The sequence below is a fragment of the Streptomyces sp. NPDC052721 genome (genome assembly GCF_040678315.1).
In the GTDB taxonomy this organism is placed as follows: domain Bacteria; phylum Actinomycetota; class Actinomycetes; order Streptomycetales; family Streptomycetaceae; genus Streptomyces.
Window position 1 is genome coordinate 116,280 of record NZ_JBFATL010000006.1, and the last position, 13,595, is coordinate 129,874.

The 13,595-nt window shown below is 69.2% G+C and carries 13 protein-coding genes; 8 read left to right on the forward strand and 5 right to left on the reverse strand.

Going from position 1 to position 13,595, the window contains the following annotated elements:
* Positions 1-309 precede the first annotated feature (309 nt).
* The 5 genes from AB0L21_RS08635 to dnaA all read right to left on the reverse strand — a co-directional run bounded on the left by AB0L21_RS08635 (position 310) and on the right by dnaA (position 7,117).
* A complete protein-coding gene (locus tag AB0L21_RS08635) occupies positions 310-876 on the reverse strand; it encodes a DciA family protein (RefSeq protein WP_365782951.1) in 567 nt (188 codons plus the stop codon).
* Positions 873-2,030 (reverse strand): DNA replication/repair protein RecF, encoded by a 1,158-nt coding sequence (gene recF / locus AB0L21_RS08640; RefSeq protein ID WP_365700168.1) that lies wholly within the window; start codon positions 2,028-2,030, stop codon positions 873-875. Before recF ends, AB0L21_RS08635 begins: the two co-directional genes overlap by 4 nt.
* 53 nt (positions 2,031-2,083) lie before the next feature.
* On the reverse strand, positions 2,084-2,959 hold the full coding sequence (gene gnd / locus AB0L21_RS08645) for a phosphogluconate dehydrogenase (NAD(+)-dependent, decarboxylating) (RefSeq protein WP_365700170.1): 876 nt from the start codon (positions 2,957-2,959) through the stop codon (positions 2,084-2,086).
* Positions 2,960-3,187: 228 nt separating this feature from the next.
* Positions 3,188-4,318: a DNA polymerase III subunit beta gene (gene dnaN / locus AB0L21_RS08650; protein WP_365700172.1), complete on the reverse strand. Its 1,131-nt coding sequence runs from the start codon at positions 4,316-4,318 to the stop codon at positions 3,188-3,190.
* An 891-nt stretch (positions 4,319-5,209) separates the two neighbouring features.
* Positions 5,210-7,117 carry a chromosomal replication initiator protein DnaA gene (gene dnaA / locus AB0L21_RS08655; protein ID WP_365782953.1) on the reverse strand — a complete coding sequence of 636 codons (1,908 nt, stop codon included), beginning with the start codon at positions 7,115-7,117 and terminating at the stop codon, positions 5,210-5,212.
* A 374-nt stretch (positions 7,118-7,491) separates the two neighbouring features.
* Between dnaA and rpmH the strand changes: the two genes are divergently transcribed.
* From rpmH to AB0L21_RS08695, 8 genes are all read left to right on the forward strand, one after another.
* Positions 7,492-7,629 carry a 50S ribosomal protein L34 gene (gene rpmH / locus AB0L21_RS08660; RefSeq protein WP_003956500.1) on the forward strand — a complete coding sequence of 46 codons (138 nt, stop codon included), beginning with the start codon at positions 7,492-7,494 and terminating at the stop codon, positions 7,627-7,629.
* A gap of 21 nt (positions 7,630-7,650) precedes the next feature.
* Positions 7,651-8,022 (forward strand): ribonuclease P protein component, encoded by a 372-nt coding sequence (gene rnpA, locus AB0L21_RS08665; RefSeq protein ID WP_078611778.1) that lies wholly within the window; start codon positions 7,651-7,653, stop codon positions 8,020-8,022.
* Entirely contained in the window at positions 8,019-8,393 is a 375-nt protein-coding gene (gene yidD, locus AB0L21_RS08670; RefSeq protein WP_365700176.1) for a membrane protein insertion efficiency factor YidD, read from the forward strand. The genes rnpA and yidD overlap by 4 nt, the downstream gene beginning before the upstream one ends.
* 3 nt (positions 8,394-8,396) lie before the next feature.
* Entirely contained in the window at positions 8,397-9,668 is a 1,272-nt protein-coding gene (gene yidC, locus AB0L21_RS08675; protein ID WP_365782955.1) for a membrane protein insertase YidC, read from the forward strand.
* 15 nt (positions 9,669-9,683) lie between these two features.
* A complete protein-coding gene (locus AB0L21_RS08680) occupies positions 9,684-10,196 on the forward strand; it encodes a R3H domain-containing nucleic acid-binding protein (RefSeq protein WP_030786398.1) in 513 nt (170 codons plus the stop codon).
* Positions 10,197-10,313: 117 nt separating this feature from the next.
* Complete coding sequence (gene rsmG / locus AB0L21_RS08685; RefSeq protein WP_365700180.1) at positions 10,314-11,030, forward strand: 16S rRNA (guanine(527)-N(7))-methyltransferase RsmG; 717 nt, start codon at positions 10,314-10,316, stop codon at positions 11,028-11,030.
* 319 nt (positions 11,031-11,349) lie between these two features.
* Positions 11,350-12,423 (forward strand): ParA family protein, encoded by a 1,074-nt coding sequence (locus AB0L21_RS08690; RefSeq protein WP_365700346.1) that lies wholly within the window; start codon positions 11,350-11,352, stop codon positions 12,421-12,423.
* Entirely contained in the window at positions 12,420-13,520 is a 1,101-nt protein-coding gene (locus tag AB0L21_RS08695) for a ParB/RepB/Spo0J family partition protein (RefSeq protein WP_365700182.1), read from the forward strand. Before AB0L21_RS08690 ends, AB0L21_RS08695 begins: the two co-directional genes overlap by 4 nt.
* Positions 13,521-13,595 lie beyond the last annotated feature (75 nt).

Genomic DNA, 13,595 nt, shown 5'->3' on the forward strand with positions numbered 1-13,595 from the left:
GGTCCCCACGTTGGGGCGGGATTGTCTTCCAGTCTACCGGTAGCACTGACATCGATGGGGGTTTGCGGGCACCTGAGCCCCCATGTGCCGCCCTCAACCGGTCTCCGCCGGGTACCGATATACGGAAGGGGGCTCCAAGGGGCTCACAGCGGCACTCAGCGCTTCGAGCCGTCAACCGGTGGCTACTGGCGGGTCAGATGGCGATCCGAGGCCGTATCACGGGCGCCGCACGGTGCGACACCTCCGTGATCCACACCTGTGGACGCGGGTACGGCGGCTCGCCGGGCCGGGCGCCCGACGTGAGGTACATCACCCGTAGGTGTCGCCGGGTCCGGTGCTCCCCGGAGCCCGCAGCGGGCCGTAGCGGCGGGCCTGGCCGCCCGGATTGAGCACCTTGATCATCCGCACGCTGCCGTGCCCGAGATCCTCGTTGATCCGCGCCACCAGGGTGGGGGCGAGCACCCGCAGCTGGGTCGCCCAGGCCGTCGAGTCGCACTGGACGGTCAGCACCCGCTCGTCCTCGTCGTACCGCTGCGGCACACAGTGCTTGGCCAGGTCCTCGCCGACGATCTGCGGCCAGCGGCCCATCACCCCGCCCACCGCGGCCGGCTTCTCCCAGCCGCGCTCGGTGATCAGCCGGTTGATCGCCGCGCCCAGCGCCATGGGGTCGCGTCCGTCCGCGCGCGCGCCGGAGCGCAGGCCGCCGCCGCGCCGCGCCTGCTTCTTCTGCCGCGCCGCGTCCCCACGCGCGCGTGCCTGTTCCCTCGCCGCGCGCAACGCCACGCGCGCGAGGTCGACGCCGGAGGGCTCGTCGCTGCTCCCGGCGCCCGTGCTCCGGGGCTTCGGGGTGTTCGGGACCGGCTCTTCGGTGCTCATACGCGCTCCACCGTCCCGCCGGCCACCGCGTACCGCGCTCCGGCCAGCACAGGGGGTACGTCGTCGTCCACGGCGGCGGTGACCAGCACCTGCTCGCCGGGCGCGACCAGCTCCGCCAGCCGCTCCCGGCGGCGGGCGTCCAGCTCGGCGAAGACGTCGTCCAGGATCAGCACCGGCTCGTTGCCCTCGGCGCGCAGCAGGTCGTAGGAGGCCAGCCGCAGCGCGAGGGCGTAGGACCAGGACTCGCCGTGCGAGGCGTAGCCCTTGGCCGGCAGCTGACCGAGTTTGAGAAGCAGATCGTCCCGGTGCGGTCCCACCAGGGTGACGCCCCGCTCGATCTCCTGCTTGCGCGCCTCCGCGAGGGCCGCCATCAGCTGGGCGTAGAGGTCCTCGCGCGTGTGCGCCTCGCCGGGCGCCGACGGCTTGTACTCCAGCGCGACCGGACCGCCGCCGGGAGCGAGCTGTTCGTACGCCTTGTCGGCGAGCGGCCGCAGCGCGGCGATGAGATCCATCCGCTGGGCGAGCAGCTCAGCGCCCGCGCGCGCGAGGTGCTGGTCCCAGACGTCGAGGGTGGACAGATCCGCCCCCGGGCTCGAATCCGCTCCCCCGGGAGGTGCCCCCCTCCGCCCACCGTGCCGACGGGCCAGCGCGGCCGTCTTCAACAGGGTGTTGCGCTGCTTGAGCACCCGCTCGTAGTCCGAGCGCACGCCGGCCATCCGCGGGGACCGCGCGGTGATCAGCTCGTCGAGGAACCGCCGCCGCTCACCCGGGTCGCCCTTGACGAGCGCGAGGTCCTCGGGCGCGAACAGCACGGTCCGTACGATCCCCAGCACATCCCGCGGTCTGACCTGCGAGGACCGGTTGATGCGGGCGCGGTTGGCCCTGCCCGGGTTCAACTCCAGCTCGATCAGCTGCTGCCGGTCGCCCTGCCGGACCTGCGCCCGCACGACCGCCCGCTCGGCGCCCATGCGGACCAGGGGGGCGTCGGAGGCGACCCGGTGGCTGCCGAGGGTCGCCAGATATCCGACCGCCTCCACCAGATTGGTCTTGCCCTGCCCGTTGGGCCCGACGAAGGCGGTGACACCCGGGTCGAGCGGGACCTCGGCCCGGGCGTACGAGCGGAAGTCGGCGAGCGACAGATGCGTGACGTGCATGGTGGTACCGCCGACCTCCCTCAGGGGTGTGGATCGCGGAGCGATCCTGTGGATTACTTCTTCTCCACGGCGTGACCGCCGAACTGGTTGCGCAGCGCGGCGATCATCTTCATCTGCGGCGAGTCCTCCTGACGGGAGGCGAACCGCGCGAACAGCGACGCGGTGATCGCCGGCAGCGGCACCGCGTTGTCGATCGCGGCCTCCACAGTCCAGCGTCCCTCACCCGAGTCCTGTGCATAACCGCGCAGACCCTCCAGGTGCTCGTCCTCGTCGAGGGCGTTCACCGCGAGGTCCAGCAGCCAGGAGCGGATGACGGTGCCCTCCTGCCAGGAGCGGAACACCTCACGGACGTCCGTGACGGAGTCGACCTTCTCCAGCAGCTCCCAGCCCTCGGCGTAGGCCTGCATCATGGCGTACTCGATGCCGTTGTGGACCATCTTCGCGAAGTGGCCCGCGCCGACCTTGCCCGCGTGCACGGAACCGAAGTCGCCCTCCGGCTTCAGCGCGTCGAAGACCGGCTGCACCTTGGCGACGTTCTCGGCGTCGCCGCCGTACATCAGCGCGTACCCGTTCTCCAGGCCCCAGACGCCGCCGGAGACACCGCAGTCGACGAAGCCTATGCCCTTGGCGGCCAGCTCCTCGGCGTGCCTCTCGTCGTCCGTCCAGCGGGAGTTGCCGCCGTCCACGACCACGTCGCCGGGCTCCAGCAGCTCGGCCAGCTCGTCGATGGTCGACTGGGTGGGCTCGCCGGCCGGGACCATCACCCAGACCACGCGCGGGCCCTTGAGCTTGCCCACAAGCTCTTCCAGGCTGTGGACATCCGCGAGGTCCGCGTTGCGGTCGTATCCGATGACGGTGTGGCCCGCGCGGCGGATCCGCTCGCGCATGTTGCCGCCCATCTTGCCGAGGCCGACGAGACCGAGCTCCATCAGTTGTGTTCCTTAGGTCGCTGTGTGGCGTGAGAGGCACCGGAGTGCCGAGCCGAGCCTAAACCCGGACGCTCATGCACAGCTGTGGGCATAGCCGCTCACCTGCGGGAACGGTCCTGTCCGCGGATCATGCCGCCGTGGCTGCGCGGCCGGCGGTACTCCACCCGGCCGACCACGGTGCCGGGCGCCCCTACGGAACCCGGCACCGTGCACAGCTGTGGACAACGATCAGCCGCTGAGCCGCACCGGCATGATCAGGTACTTGTACGCCACGTCGGCCTCCGCGTCCACCGCCGGCTTACCGCTCAGCAGCGCCGGCTTCGTGGACGTGGTGAACGACAACTGCGCCACCGGGGAGTCGATCGCGCTCAGGCCGTCCAGCAGGAACGTCGGGTTGAAGGCGATGGAGATGTCATCGCCGTCCAGCTGGGCGTCCACCCTTTCCACAGCCTGTGCGTCGTCGCTCGACCCGGCCTCCAGGATCAGCACACCCTGCTCGAAGCTCAGCCGCACCGGGGTGTTCCGCTCGGCCACCAGCGCCACACGCTTCACAGCCTCGACGAACGGCGCGGTCTCGATCACGGCGACGGAGTTGAACTCGGTCGGGAAGAGCGTGCGGTACTTCGGCAGGTCGCCTTCGAGCAGGCGCGTGGTCGTACGCCGCCCGGCGCCCTCGAAACCGATCAGGCCCTCACCGGCACCGGACCCGGACAGCGCCAGGGTGACGCTGTCCCCGGCACCCAGCGACTTCGCGGTGTCCAGCAGGGTCTTCGCCGGGACCAGGGCGACCGCGGACGCGTCGGGGTTCTCCGGCTTCCACAGGAACTCGCGGACCGCGAAGCGGTAGCGGTCGGTGGAGGCCAGGGTGACCGTGTCGCCCTCGATCTCGATGCGCACACCGGTGAGCACCGGGAGCGTGTCGTCCCGGCCGGCCGCGATGGCGACCTGGGAGACGGCGGCGGCGAAGACCTCGCCGGGGACGGTGCCGGTCGCGTTCGGCATCTGCGGCAGCGCCGGGTACTCCTCCACAGGCAGGGTGTGGAGGGTGAACCGGGAGGAGCCGCACATCACGGTGACCCGTACACCGTCTGTGGAAATCTCCACCGGCCGGTTGGGGAGGGCGCGGGAGATGTCGGCGAGCAGCCGGCCGGAGACGAGGACGGTGCCCTCCTCCTCGACCTCCGCCTCGACGTTCACCCGCGCGGAGACCTCGTAGTCGAAGCTGGACAGGCTGAGCTGACCGTCCTCGGCCTTCAGCAGCAGGCCGGCGAGGACAGGCGCCGGCGGACGGGCCGGGAGGCTGCGTGCGGCCCACGCCACTGCCTCCGCGAGTACGTCGCGTTCCACCCGGATCTTCACCGTAAGCCGCCTCCTGATGCTGCCGTTGCTGCTGAGTCCTCCGACTCGGTGTCACCGCCCTCTGCGACGGGAAGGACACCGGAACCAGTCTGACGCACGGCACTGACAGTAGGTGCCCGTTGGGGTCAAGTCCGACCGAGGGGCAGCCGGGCTCCCGACAGCGAGTTGTGCACAGGCCCCGCTTCCAAACGATTCCCGAGCTCTCTCTAGTCGGGAGTAGTAGTAGGGCCTGTGGATACCGTGGATAACCACGTTTTCCCAGCTCAGCGCGGCAATTTTGTCCACCGGTCCTGTGGGTGGAGGCAGTGGACAACCCGGGCTGTCTGTGGAGAACGGAAAGTTCTGCACACGTCGCCCACAGGCTGAGGGCAGTTCTCCCCAGCTGTGTCCCCAGGAATACCCGGGTTTCCCACACCCCAATCCGGCAGCTTCCTGTGACGGCTTTCACTCGACGCGGTGAGCAGGTGCGTCGGGTTGCCGAACAGTGGACAGCGCTGTGGAGAAGCCGGGGATCGCTGGGGACAACTGCCCCCAGCCTGTGGGCCGCCGGTGGACAACTCCGTGCACAGGCTGTGGATCTCCGCGTTGTCCACAGTCTGTGGAGATCGTTCATCCACGATTCCACAGGCCTCTGAGCTGGGCGGAAGCCGTGGACGAGGCTTCCCTGTGGACGCAGTTCGGGACAACTCCACAGTCCCCAGGATGTGGACGGAAGAAAGTCGCCGAATCTGTGGAGAGTGGCCGTAACCAGGCAAGTAATCGAACACCGGGTGACGAGCGACCCCACCCCGTTCAGCCGGGCACCGGGCAAGGAGAGGCCCGCCGCCACGCGAAAAGGCGCCCCCGGGATCCGCGTCCCGGGGGCGCCTCTGTGCCGGCGCCGGCCGTACGTCAGCCGTTCTTGATCCGGTTCGTCAGCTCGGTCACCTGGTTGTAGATCGACCGCCGCTCGGCCATCAGCGCCCGGATCTTGCGGTCGGCGTGCATGACGGTCGTATGGTCCCGCCCACCGAACTGCGCCCCGATCTTCGGCAGCGACAGGTCCGTCAGCTCCCGGCACAGGTACATCGCGATCTGCCGTGCCGTGACCAGCTGACGGCCGCGCGAGCTGCCGCACAGGTCCTCGACCGTGAGCCCGAAGTAGTCCGCGGTGGCCGCCATGATGGCCGTCGCGGTGATCTCCGGCGTCGAGTCCTCGCCCCCGGGGATCAGATCCTTCAGGACGATCTCCGTCAGGCCCAGGTCCACCGGCTGCCGGTTGAGCGAGGCGAACGCCGTCACCCGGATCAGCGCGCCCTCCAGCTCACGGATGTTCCGTGAGATCCGGGAGGCGATGAACTCCAGCACCTCCGGCGGGGCGTTGAGCTGCTCCTGCACCGCCTTCTTCCGGAGGATCGCGATGCGCGTCTCCAGCTCGGGCGGCTGCACGTCGGTGATGAGGCCCCACTCGAAACGGTTCCGCAGCCGGTCCTCCAGCGTGACCAGCTGCTTGGGCGGCCGGTCGCTGGAGAGCACGATCTGCTTGTTGGCGTTGTGGAGCGTGTTGAAGGTGTGGAAGAACTCCTCCTGCGTCGACTCCTTGTCCGCGAGGAACTGGATGTCGTCGACGAGCAGGATGTCCATCTCCCGGTAGCGCTTGCGGAAGCTGTCGCCCTTGCCGTCGCGGATGGAGTTGATGAACTCGTTGGTGAACTCCTCCGAGCTGACGTACCGCACGCGCGTGCCCGGGTAGAGGCTGCGCGCGTAGTGCCCGATGGCGTGCAGCAGGTGCGTCTTGCCGAGCCCCGACTCCCCGTAGATGAACAGGGGGTTGTAGGCCTTCGCCGGAGCCTCGGCGACCGCGACCGCCGCCGCGTGCGCGAACCGGTTGGAGGCGCCGATGACGAACGTGTCGAACAGGTACTTCGGGTTCAGCCGCGCGGTCGGCTCACCGGGGCCGCTCGCCGGCGCGGGCTGCGCGGCCAGCGGTCCGGGGGCGCCCGTCGAGGGCACGTCCGGGCGGCCGGGACCACCGCGGTGCACCGGCGGCTCCGGCAGCTCACGGCGGACCGGGTCGCGCTGGTCGTACTCGGCCCGGGACGGGTCGTAGTCCGCGCGCGGGCCGTCGTAGTCGCCCCGCTGCTGCTCGTACGGCGGCCGGTCCATGCCCTGTGGCCGGTAGTCCTGGGACGGCGAGCCGTACGCGTCCGCGCCCGAGCCGTAGCCGTCCTGGGACGACGGCGAGGCGTACGGATCCCGCTCGGGGAAGCCGAGCCGGGGCTGCTGCCAGCCGTACTCGTCCTGCCCGTGGCGCGGCCAGGCGCCGGGCTCGGGGCGCTGGTACTCGGACGGGTAGGCCGGGCGGGCGGTGGGGAGCTGGTCCGGGCGGGCGGGCGGCAGCTGCTCGGCGCGCGGGTCGCTGCCCGGGCGGTCGGCGCGGTGGCGGCCGTAGCCCTCATACGGCCCGGCGGGCAGTTCCGGTTCCTCGTAGCGCGGCTTCGGCGTCTGCTGCGCGGGGGGTGCCGCGGGCGTCGGCGGCTCGCCCGCAGAGTCGTCCACGGTGATCGCGATCCGGATGGGACGGCCGCACTCCCGGCTCAGGGTCTCACTGACGATCGGTGCGAGACGGCCTTCCAGGACGTTCTTGGCGAATTCGTTCGGTACGGCGAGCAGCGCGGTGTCCGCGACCAGCGCGAGCGGCTGGCAGCGCCGGATCCAGTGCTCGTCCTTCGCCTCCACACCCTGACCGCGGCCCTCTCCGAGGAGCTGCTCCAGTACTCGTGGCCACACTGCGGCAAGATCGGCAGGTACGTCAGCCACAGGGCACGCTCTCTCACAGGTCCCACGAACGTGTGGTTCAGGGACGGGTCGGGATGAAAATCAGGTCGGGCGGGGATAAGGGAACGAATCGGAGTTCAGCCACGGTAGTCAGCGCGGCGGCTGCGGTTCAAGTTGTTGTCCCCAGCCTGTGGATAGTGTCTCTCGGTGACCCCCGGTTTGACCGGATGGCGTAGCCCCGCGTACCGTAACCAGGTCGAGTTGTCGATGGCTGCTGCCGCCTGCCTCCGATGGGCACAGATCACGTCAGGTGATCGGGAAGCGGTGCACTCGGGCGTGACGCGAGCTACTCGTGGGCGCACGGTGACAGCCAGGACGGCACCCCGCCACTACCGATTTCTTTCTGGAGCCCCCGAGTGAGCAAGCGCACCTTCCAGCCGAACAACCGTCGTCGCGCGAAGACCCACGGCTTCCGGCTGCGTATGCGCACCCGTGCCGGCCGCGCGATTCTCGCGTCCCGCCGTAGCAAGGGTCGCGCCCGCCTGTCCGCCTGATCCCGATCAGGTCATGACGTCGTGCTGCCCACCGAGAACCGGCTGAGGCGGCGCGAGGACTTCGCGACCGCGGTACGACGAGGTCGTCGGGCCGGACGCCCGACCCTCGTCGTCCACCTTCGAAGCGGTGCCACGGACCCGCACGCGCCTGGGGAGAGCGCTCCCCCGACGCGTGCGGGTTTCGTCGTGAGCAAGGCCGTGGGTGGCGCGGTCGTGCGCAACACAGTGAAGCGCAGACTGCGTCATCTGATGCGTGACCGAGTCGCCCTGTTTCCCCCCGGTAGCCTGGTAGTCGTACGAGCGCTGCCCGGAGCGGGCGACGCAGACCACGCACAGCTGGCCCGAGACCTGGACGCCGCCCTTCAGCGGCTGCTGGGAGGGGGCGCGCGATGAAGTACCCGCTGCTGGCTCTGATCAAGCTGTACCAGTGGACGATCAGTCCGTTGCTGGGGCCGGTGTGCAAGTACTACCCGTCGTGCTCCCACTACGGCTACACGGCCATCGACCGGCACGGTGCGATCAAGGGAACGGCACTCACCGCCTGGCGCATCCTCCGGTGCAATCCGTGGTCGCTCGGCGGTGTGGACCATGTTCCGCCGCGTAAGCGCCCGCGGTGGCACGAAATGCTGCGCAACGCGTGGCGCGCACGCAGGGGCGGGCCCTCCGCCGCCGAACCGGCCACCGAAGCGAAGCCCGCGAAGCCTGCTTCCGAGCTTCCTCCGAGCCCGGCCGCAGAGACCTCGTCCCATGCCCAAGGAGCATGATTAGTGGACACGATTGCCAGCCTCTTCAGCTTCATCACGACACCCGTCTCATGGGTCATCGTCCAGTTCCACACGGTGTACGGCGCCCTCTTCGGCCCTGACACCGGATGGGCCTGGGGCCTGTCCATCGTGTCCCTGGTGATCCTGATCCGCATCTGCCTGATCCCGCTCTTCGTGAAGCAGATCAAGGCGACCCGGGCCATGCAGACGCTCCAGCCCGAGATGAAGAAGATCCAGGAGCGCTACAAGAACGACAAGCAGCGTCAGTCCGAAGAGATGATGAAGCTGTACAAGGAGTCGGGTACCAACCCGCTCTCCTCGTGCCTTCCCATCCTGGCGCAGTCCCCGTTCTTCTTCGCCCTGTACCACGTGCTCAACGGCATCGCCTCGGGCCACACCATCGGTGTCATCAACGATTCGCTGCTGGCCAGCGCCCGTCAGGCGCACATCTTCGGGGCTCCGCTCGCCGCGAAGTTCAAGGACGGCTCCGGCACGATCCACGCCCTGGGCGCCTCGGTCACCGACGTCCGTGTCGTGACCGTAATCATGATCGTCCTGATGTCGGCGTCGCAGTTCTACACGCAGCGCCAGCTGATGACGAAGAACGTCGACACGACGGTGAAGACGCCGTTCATGCAGCAGCAGAAGATGCTGATGTACGTCTTCCCCATCATGTTCGCCGTCTTCGGCATCAACTTCCCGGTCGGTGTCCTCGTCTACTGGCTGACCACCAACGTGTGGACCATGGGCCAGCAGATGTACGTCATCCACAACAACCCGACCCCGGGCTCCAAGGCCCAGGCCGCCTACCTGGAGCGTCTGACCAAGCACGTCACGCACCACGGCAAGGTCCGCCGGCGGAGCGAGAAGACCATCGTCAAGGCGATCGTCGCCAAGGGACGCGACCGCAACGAGTTCGAGCGCAAGTTCATCAACGCGCTGACCAAGGCCGGCCTCGCCGCCCAGAACGACGGCACCGTGGTGAAGAGCACGGTCCACGCCGCGGCGCAGACCGAGGACGGTGCGCCCGTCGACACCACCACGGCCACCGCCGCCCGGCGCCAGCAGCCCAAGCGTCAGACCAAGGCCCAGCGCCAGTCCGGGCCCAAGCAGGCGGGTGAGCCCACCTCGCTGGAGAAGTCCGACGAGCCGCAGGACGCCAAGCCCGCCACTGCCAAGCAGCCCCAGAAGCCCGGCTCCGGCACCCGCAGCAAGGCCCAGTCCGGCCAGCGCAAGGGTGGTCCGCAGCGGCCCAAGTCCCCGTCCAAGAAGTAAGAAGGAGCCCATCCCGTGACGGAAGGCACCACCTCCGCCGCTGCCGAGGGTGCAGACACCCTCACCCGCCTGGAGCAGGAGGGTGAGATCGCGGCGGACTACCTGGAGGGTCTGCTGGACATCGCCGACCTCGACGGCGACATCGACATGGACGTCGAGGCCGACCGCGCCTCCGTGTCGATCATCAGCGACACCGGCAGCCGCGACCTGCAGAAGCTGGTCGGCCGGGACGGCGAGGTGCTGGAGGCGCTGCAGGAGCTGACGCGCCTGGCGGTGCACCGGGAGACCGGCGACCGCAGCCGGCTGATGCTGGACATCGCGGGGTACCGGGCGAAGAAGCGGTCCGAGCTGTCCGAGCTGGGTGCCAAGGCCGCCGCCGAGGTCAAGAGCACCGGCGAGCCCGTGAAGCTCAAGCCGATGACCCCGTTCGAGCGCAAGGTCGTGCACGACGCGGTCAAGGCCGCGGGGCTGCGCAGCGAGTCCGAGGGCGAGGAGCCGCAGCGCTTCGTCGTCGTGCTGCCCGCCTGATCGGCTCTCCCGTTCCACCGGCCCCGTCTGTTGAGCAGGCGGGGCCGAACTTTGTCAGCCTGGTAGTTCTGGTGGCCGGTGCGCGAAGCGCCGGCGCTGTACGGAAGGACGGTCCCCGTGACGGAGGCAGCGGAGCTTCCCCCCGCGCCCGAGCAGGCGCGCGAAGTGTTTGGTGATCGCTTCGCCGATGCGGTCCGCTATGCGGAGCTGCTCGCCGAGGCGGGCGTGCAGCGTGGCCTGATCGGCCCGCGGGAAGTGCCTCGTCTGTGGGAGCGGCACATCCTGAACTGCGCGGTGCTCTCCGAGGCCGTCCCCGAGGGAGTGACGGTCTGCGATGTCGGCTCCGGCGCCGGGCTGCCGGGCATCCCGCTGGCCCTGGTCCGCGAGGACCTGAACATCACGCTGCTGGAGCCCCTGCTGCGGCGCACCAACTTCCTCACGGAGGTCGTCGAGCTGCTCGGCCTGGACCACGTCACCGTGGTGCGCGGCCGTGCCGAGGAGGTCCTGGGCAAGCTCCCGCCGGTCCATGTGGTCACCGCCCGGGCCGTGGCCCCGCTCGACCGCCTGGCCACCTGGGGCATTCCGCTGCTGCGGCCGTACGGCGAGATGCTCGCGCTCAAGGGCGACACCGCCGAGGAGGAACTCAAGGCATCCGCTGCCGCGCTCAGCAAGCTCGGCGCGGTGGAGACGTCCATCCTCCATGTGGGTGAGGGCATTGTGGATCCGCTGTCGACAGTGGTGCGGGTCGAGGTCGGTGAGAGCCCGGGCGGCGTCCGCTTCGCCGCCAAGCGCGCGAAGGCGGCTCGGACTGGCCGGACGCGCCGACGTCGCTGATCCGTCCTGACGACGAGACGTACTCCACACAAGCTGCCAAACCTGCGCAAGCCGGAGTGTCGCGACGATCCGGTCGCAGCCGCTGTGCATCGTGTTTCACGTGAAACGTCGCTCACTGCTGCACGGCATCATCAGTCGTGGCCGCGCTGCGGCCGAACCGCGCGACCGTAAGCCTCTCGGTTCCCTCGGAGAGGCCCCCTCCCCGGACACTCCGGCCCTATCCCTGGCAACTCCGTCCTCCTCCGGAGGCACGGAGTTGTCCACAGAGGTGGATTTCTCCACAGAAGACCAGGCCTCACTGGTTCACGACCCCGAAGACATGGGAGGCTCTGTTCATTGCGAGCCTGAAGTCGAGGAGAGTGAATCCTTGCGGTCCGACGCCAACATCGCGGGACCGATGACCGATCCGGTCCCCGGTCCCCGTACCGAGTCGATGGGGGCGGATGTTTCACGTGAAACACCGCCTCCGATGGACGACACTCCCATCGGTCGTGCGGCCCAACTGGCGGTGGAGGCTCTCGGCCGCGCCGGCGAAGGCCTGCCTCGACCGGAGCAGACCAGAGTCATCGTGGTCGCCAACCAGAAGGGTGGCGTGGGCAAGACGACGACGACCGTCAACCTTGCCGCTTCGCTGGCTCTGCACGGTGCCCGCGTCCTGGTGATCGACCTCGACCCGCAGGGCAACGCGTCCACGGCCCTCGGGATCGACCACCACGCCGACGTTCCTTCCATCTACGACGTGTTGGTCGAAAGCAAGCCTCTCGCCGAGGTTGTCCAGCCCGTCGTGGATGTCGAAGGCCTCTTCTGTGCCCCCGCCACCATCGATCTCGCCGGTGCGGAGATCGAGTTGGTGTCCCTGGTGGCCCGGGAGAGCCGGCTTCAGCGGGCCATCCAGGCGTATGAGCAGCCGTTGGACTACATCCTCATCGACTGCCCGCCCTCGCTCGGTCTGTTGACGGTCAACGCGCTTGTCGCGGGTGCCGAGGTACTCATCCCGATCCAGTGCGAGTACTACGCGCTCGAAGGCCTCGGTCAACTCCTGCGCAACGTCGACCTGGTGCGGGGGCACCTCAACCCCGCCCTGCATGTGTCGACCATCCTGCTCACCATGTACGACGGCCGGACGCGCCTTGCCTCCCAGGTCGCGGAAGAGGTGCGCAACCATTTCGGTGACGAGGTGCTGCGGACGAGCATTCCCCGCTCCGTCCGTATCTCCGAGGCACCGAGCTACGGGCAGACGGTGCTGACTTACGATCCAGGATCAAGCGGCGCCCTCTCGTATCTTGAGGCGGCCCGAGAAATCGCGCTGAAGGGCATCGGCGTCAGCTACGACGCGAGCCAGGCCCATATCGGCGCTCAAAAAGACCCGAGCATGGTGGAGGGGATCCAGTGAGCGAGCGACGGAGGGGTCTGGGCCGTGGTCTCGGCGCACTGATCCCTGCTGCCCCGACGGAGAAGGCACCGGCTCCGGCGGCGATGGGGGGCGGAGGATCCGGCTCCCCCGGAGTCGTCCCGGTGCTGGCGACCGACCGCGGGGTGGCCGCGGCGAAGGTGGCCACACTGCCGCCGGTTGCACAGGAGACAGAGGTGGCTCCGACGAGCCCGGTCGCCGAGGCGCCCGCGCCCCCGATGGGCGCCCACTTCGCCGAGATCCCCCTCGACGCCATCGCGCCGAACCCACGCCAGCCACGTGAGATCTTCGACGAGGACGCGCTCCAGGAACTGGTCACCTCCATCAAGGAGGTCGGTCTGCTGCAGCCCGTCGTGGTGCGGCAGCTGGGGCCCGGCCGCTATGAGCTGATCATGGGCGAGCGGCGCTGGCGCGCCTGCCGTGAGGCCGGCCTGGAGGCCATCCCGGCCATCGTGCGGGCCACGGACGACGAGAAGCTTCTCCTGGACGCACTGCTGGAGAACCTGCACCGCGCGCAGCTGAACCCGATCGAAGAGGCCGCCGCCTACGATCAGCTGCTGAAGGACTTCAACTGCACGCATGACCAGCTGGCCGACCGGATCGGTCGATCCCGTCCGCAGGTCTCCAACACTCTGCGTCTGCTGAAGCTGTCCCCGACCGTCCAGAAGCGGGTGGCGGCCGGAGTGCTCTCGGCCGGCCACGCCCGGGCGCTGCTGGCCGTCGAGGACTCGGAGGAGCAGGACCGGCTGGCGCACCGGATCGTGGCCGAGGGACTGTCGGTGCGCTCCGTGGAAGAGATCGTGACGCTGATGGGCTCGCGGCCTCAGAAGGCCGCGCGCTCCCGGGGTCCCCGCGCCGGGTCGGTGCCCTCCCCGGCGCTGAGCGAGCTGGCCACGCGGCTCTCGGACCGCTTCGAGACGCGGGTGAAGGTCGAGCTGGGCCAGAAGAAGGGCAAGATCACCGTGGAGTTCGCCTCCCCGGACGATCTGGAGAGGATCCTCAGCACGCTCGCCCCGGGCGAGAAGCTGGCCCTGCAGAAGAGCCTCCAGGAGAGCGACGGCGAGGATACGCACGACTGATCCTCGTGCGGGGCCGCCCCGTGGAGCAGTGGAGCGGGCCGTGTCCGGTGTGTACCGGAACACGGTCCGCTCTTT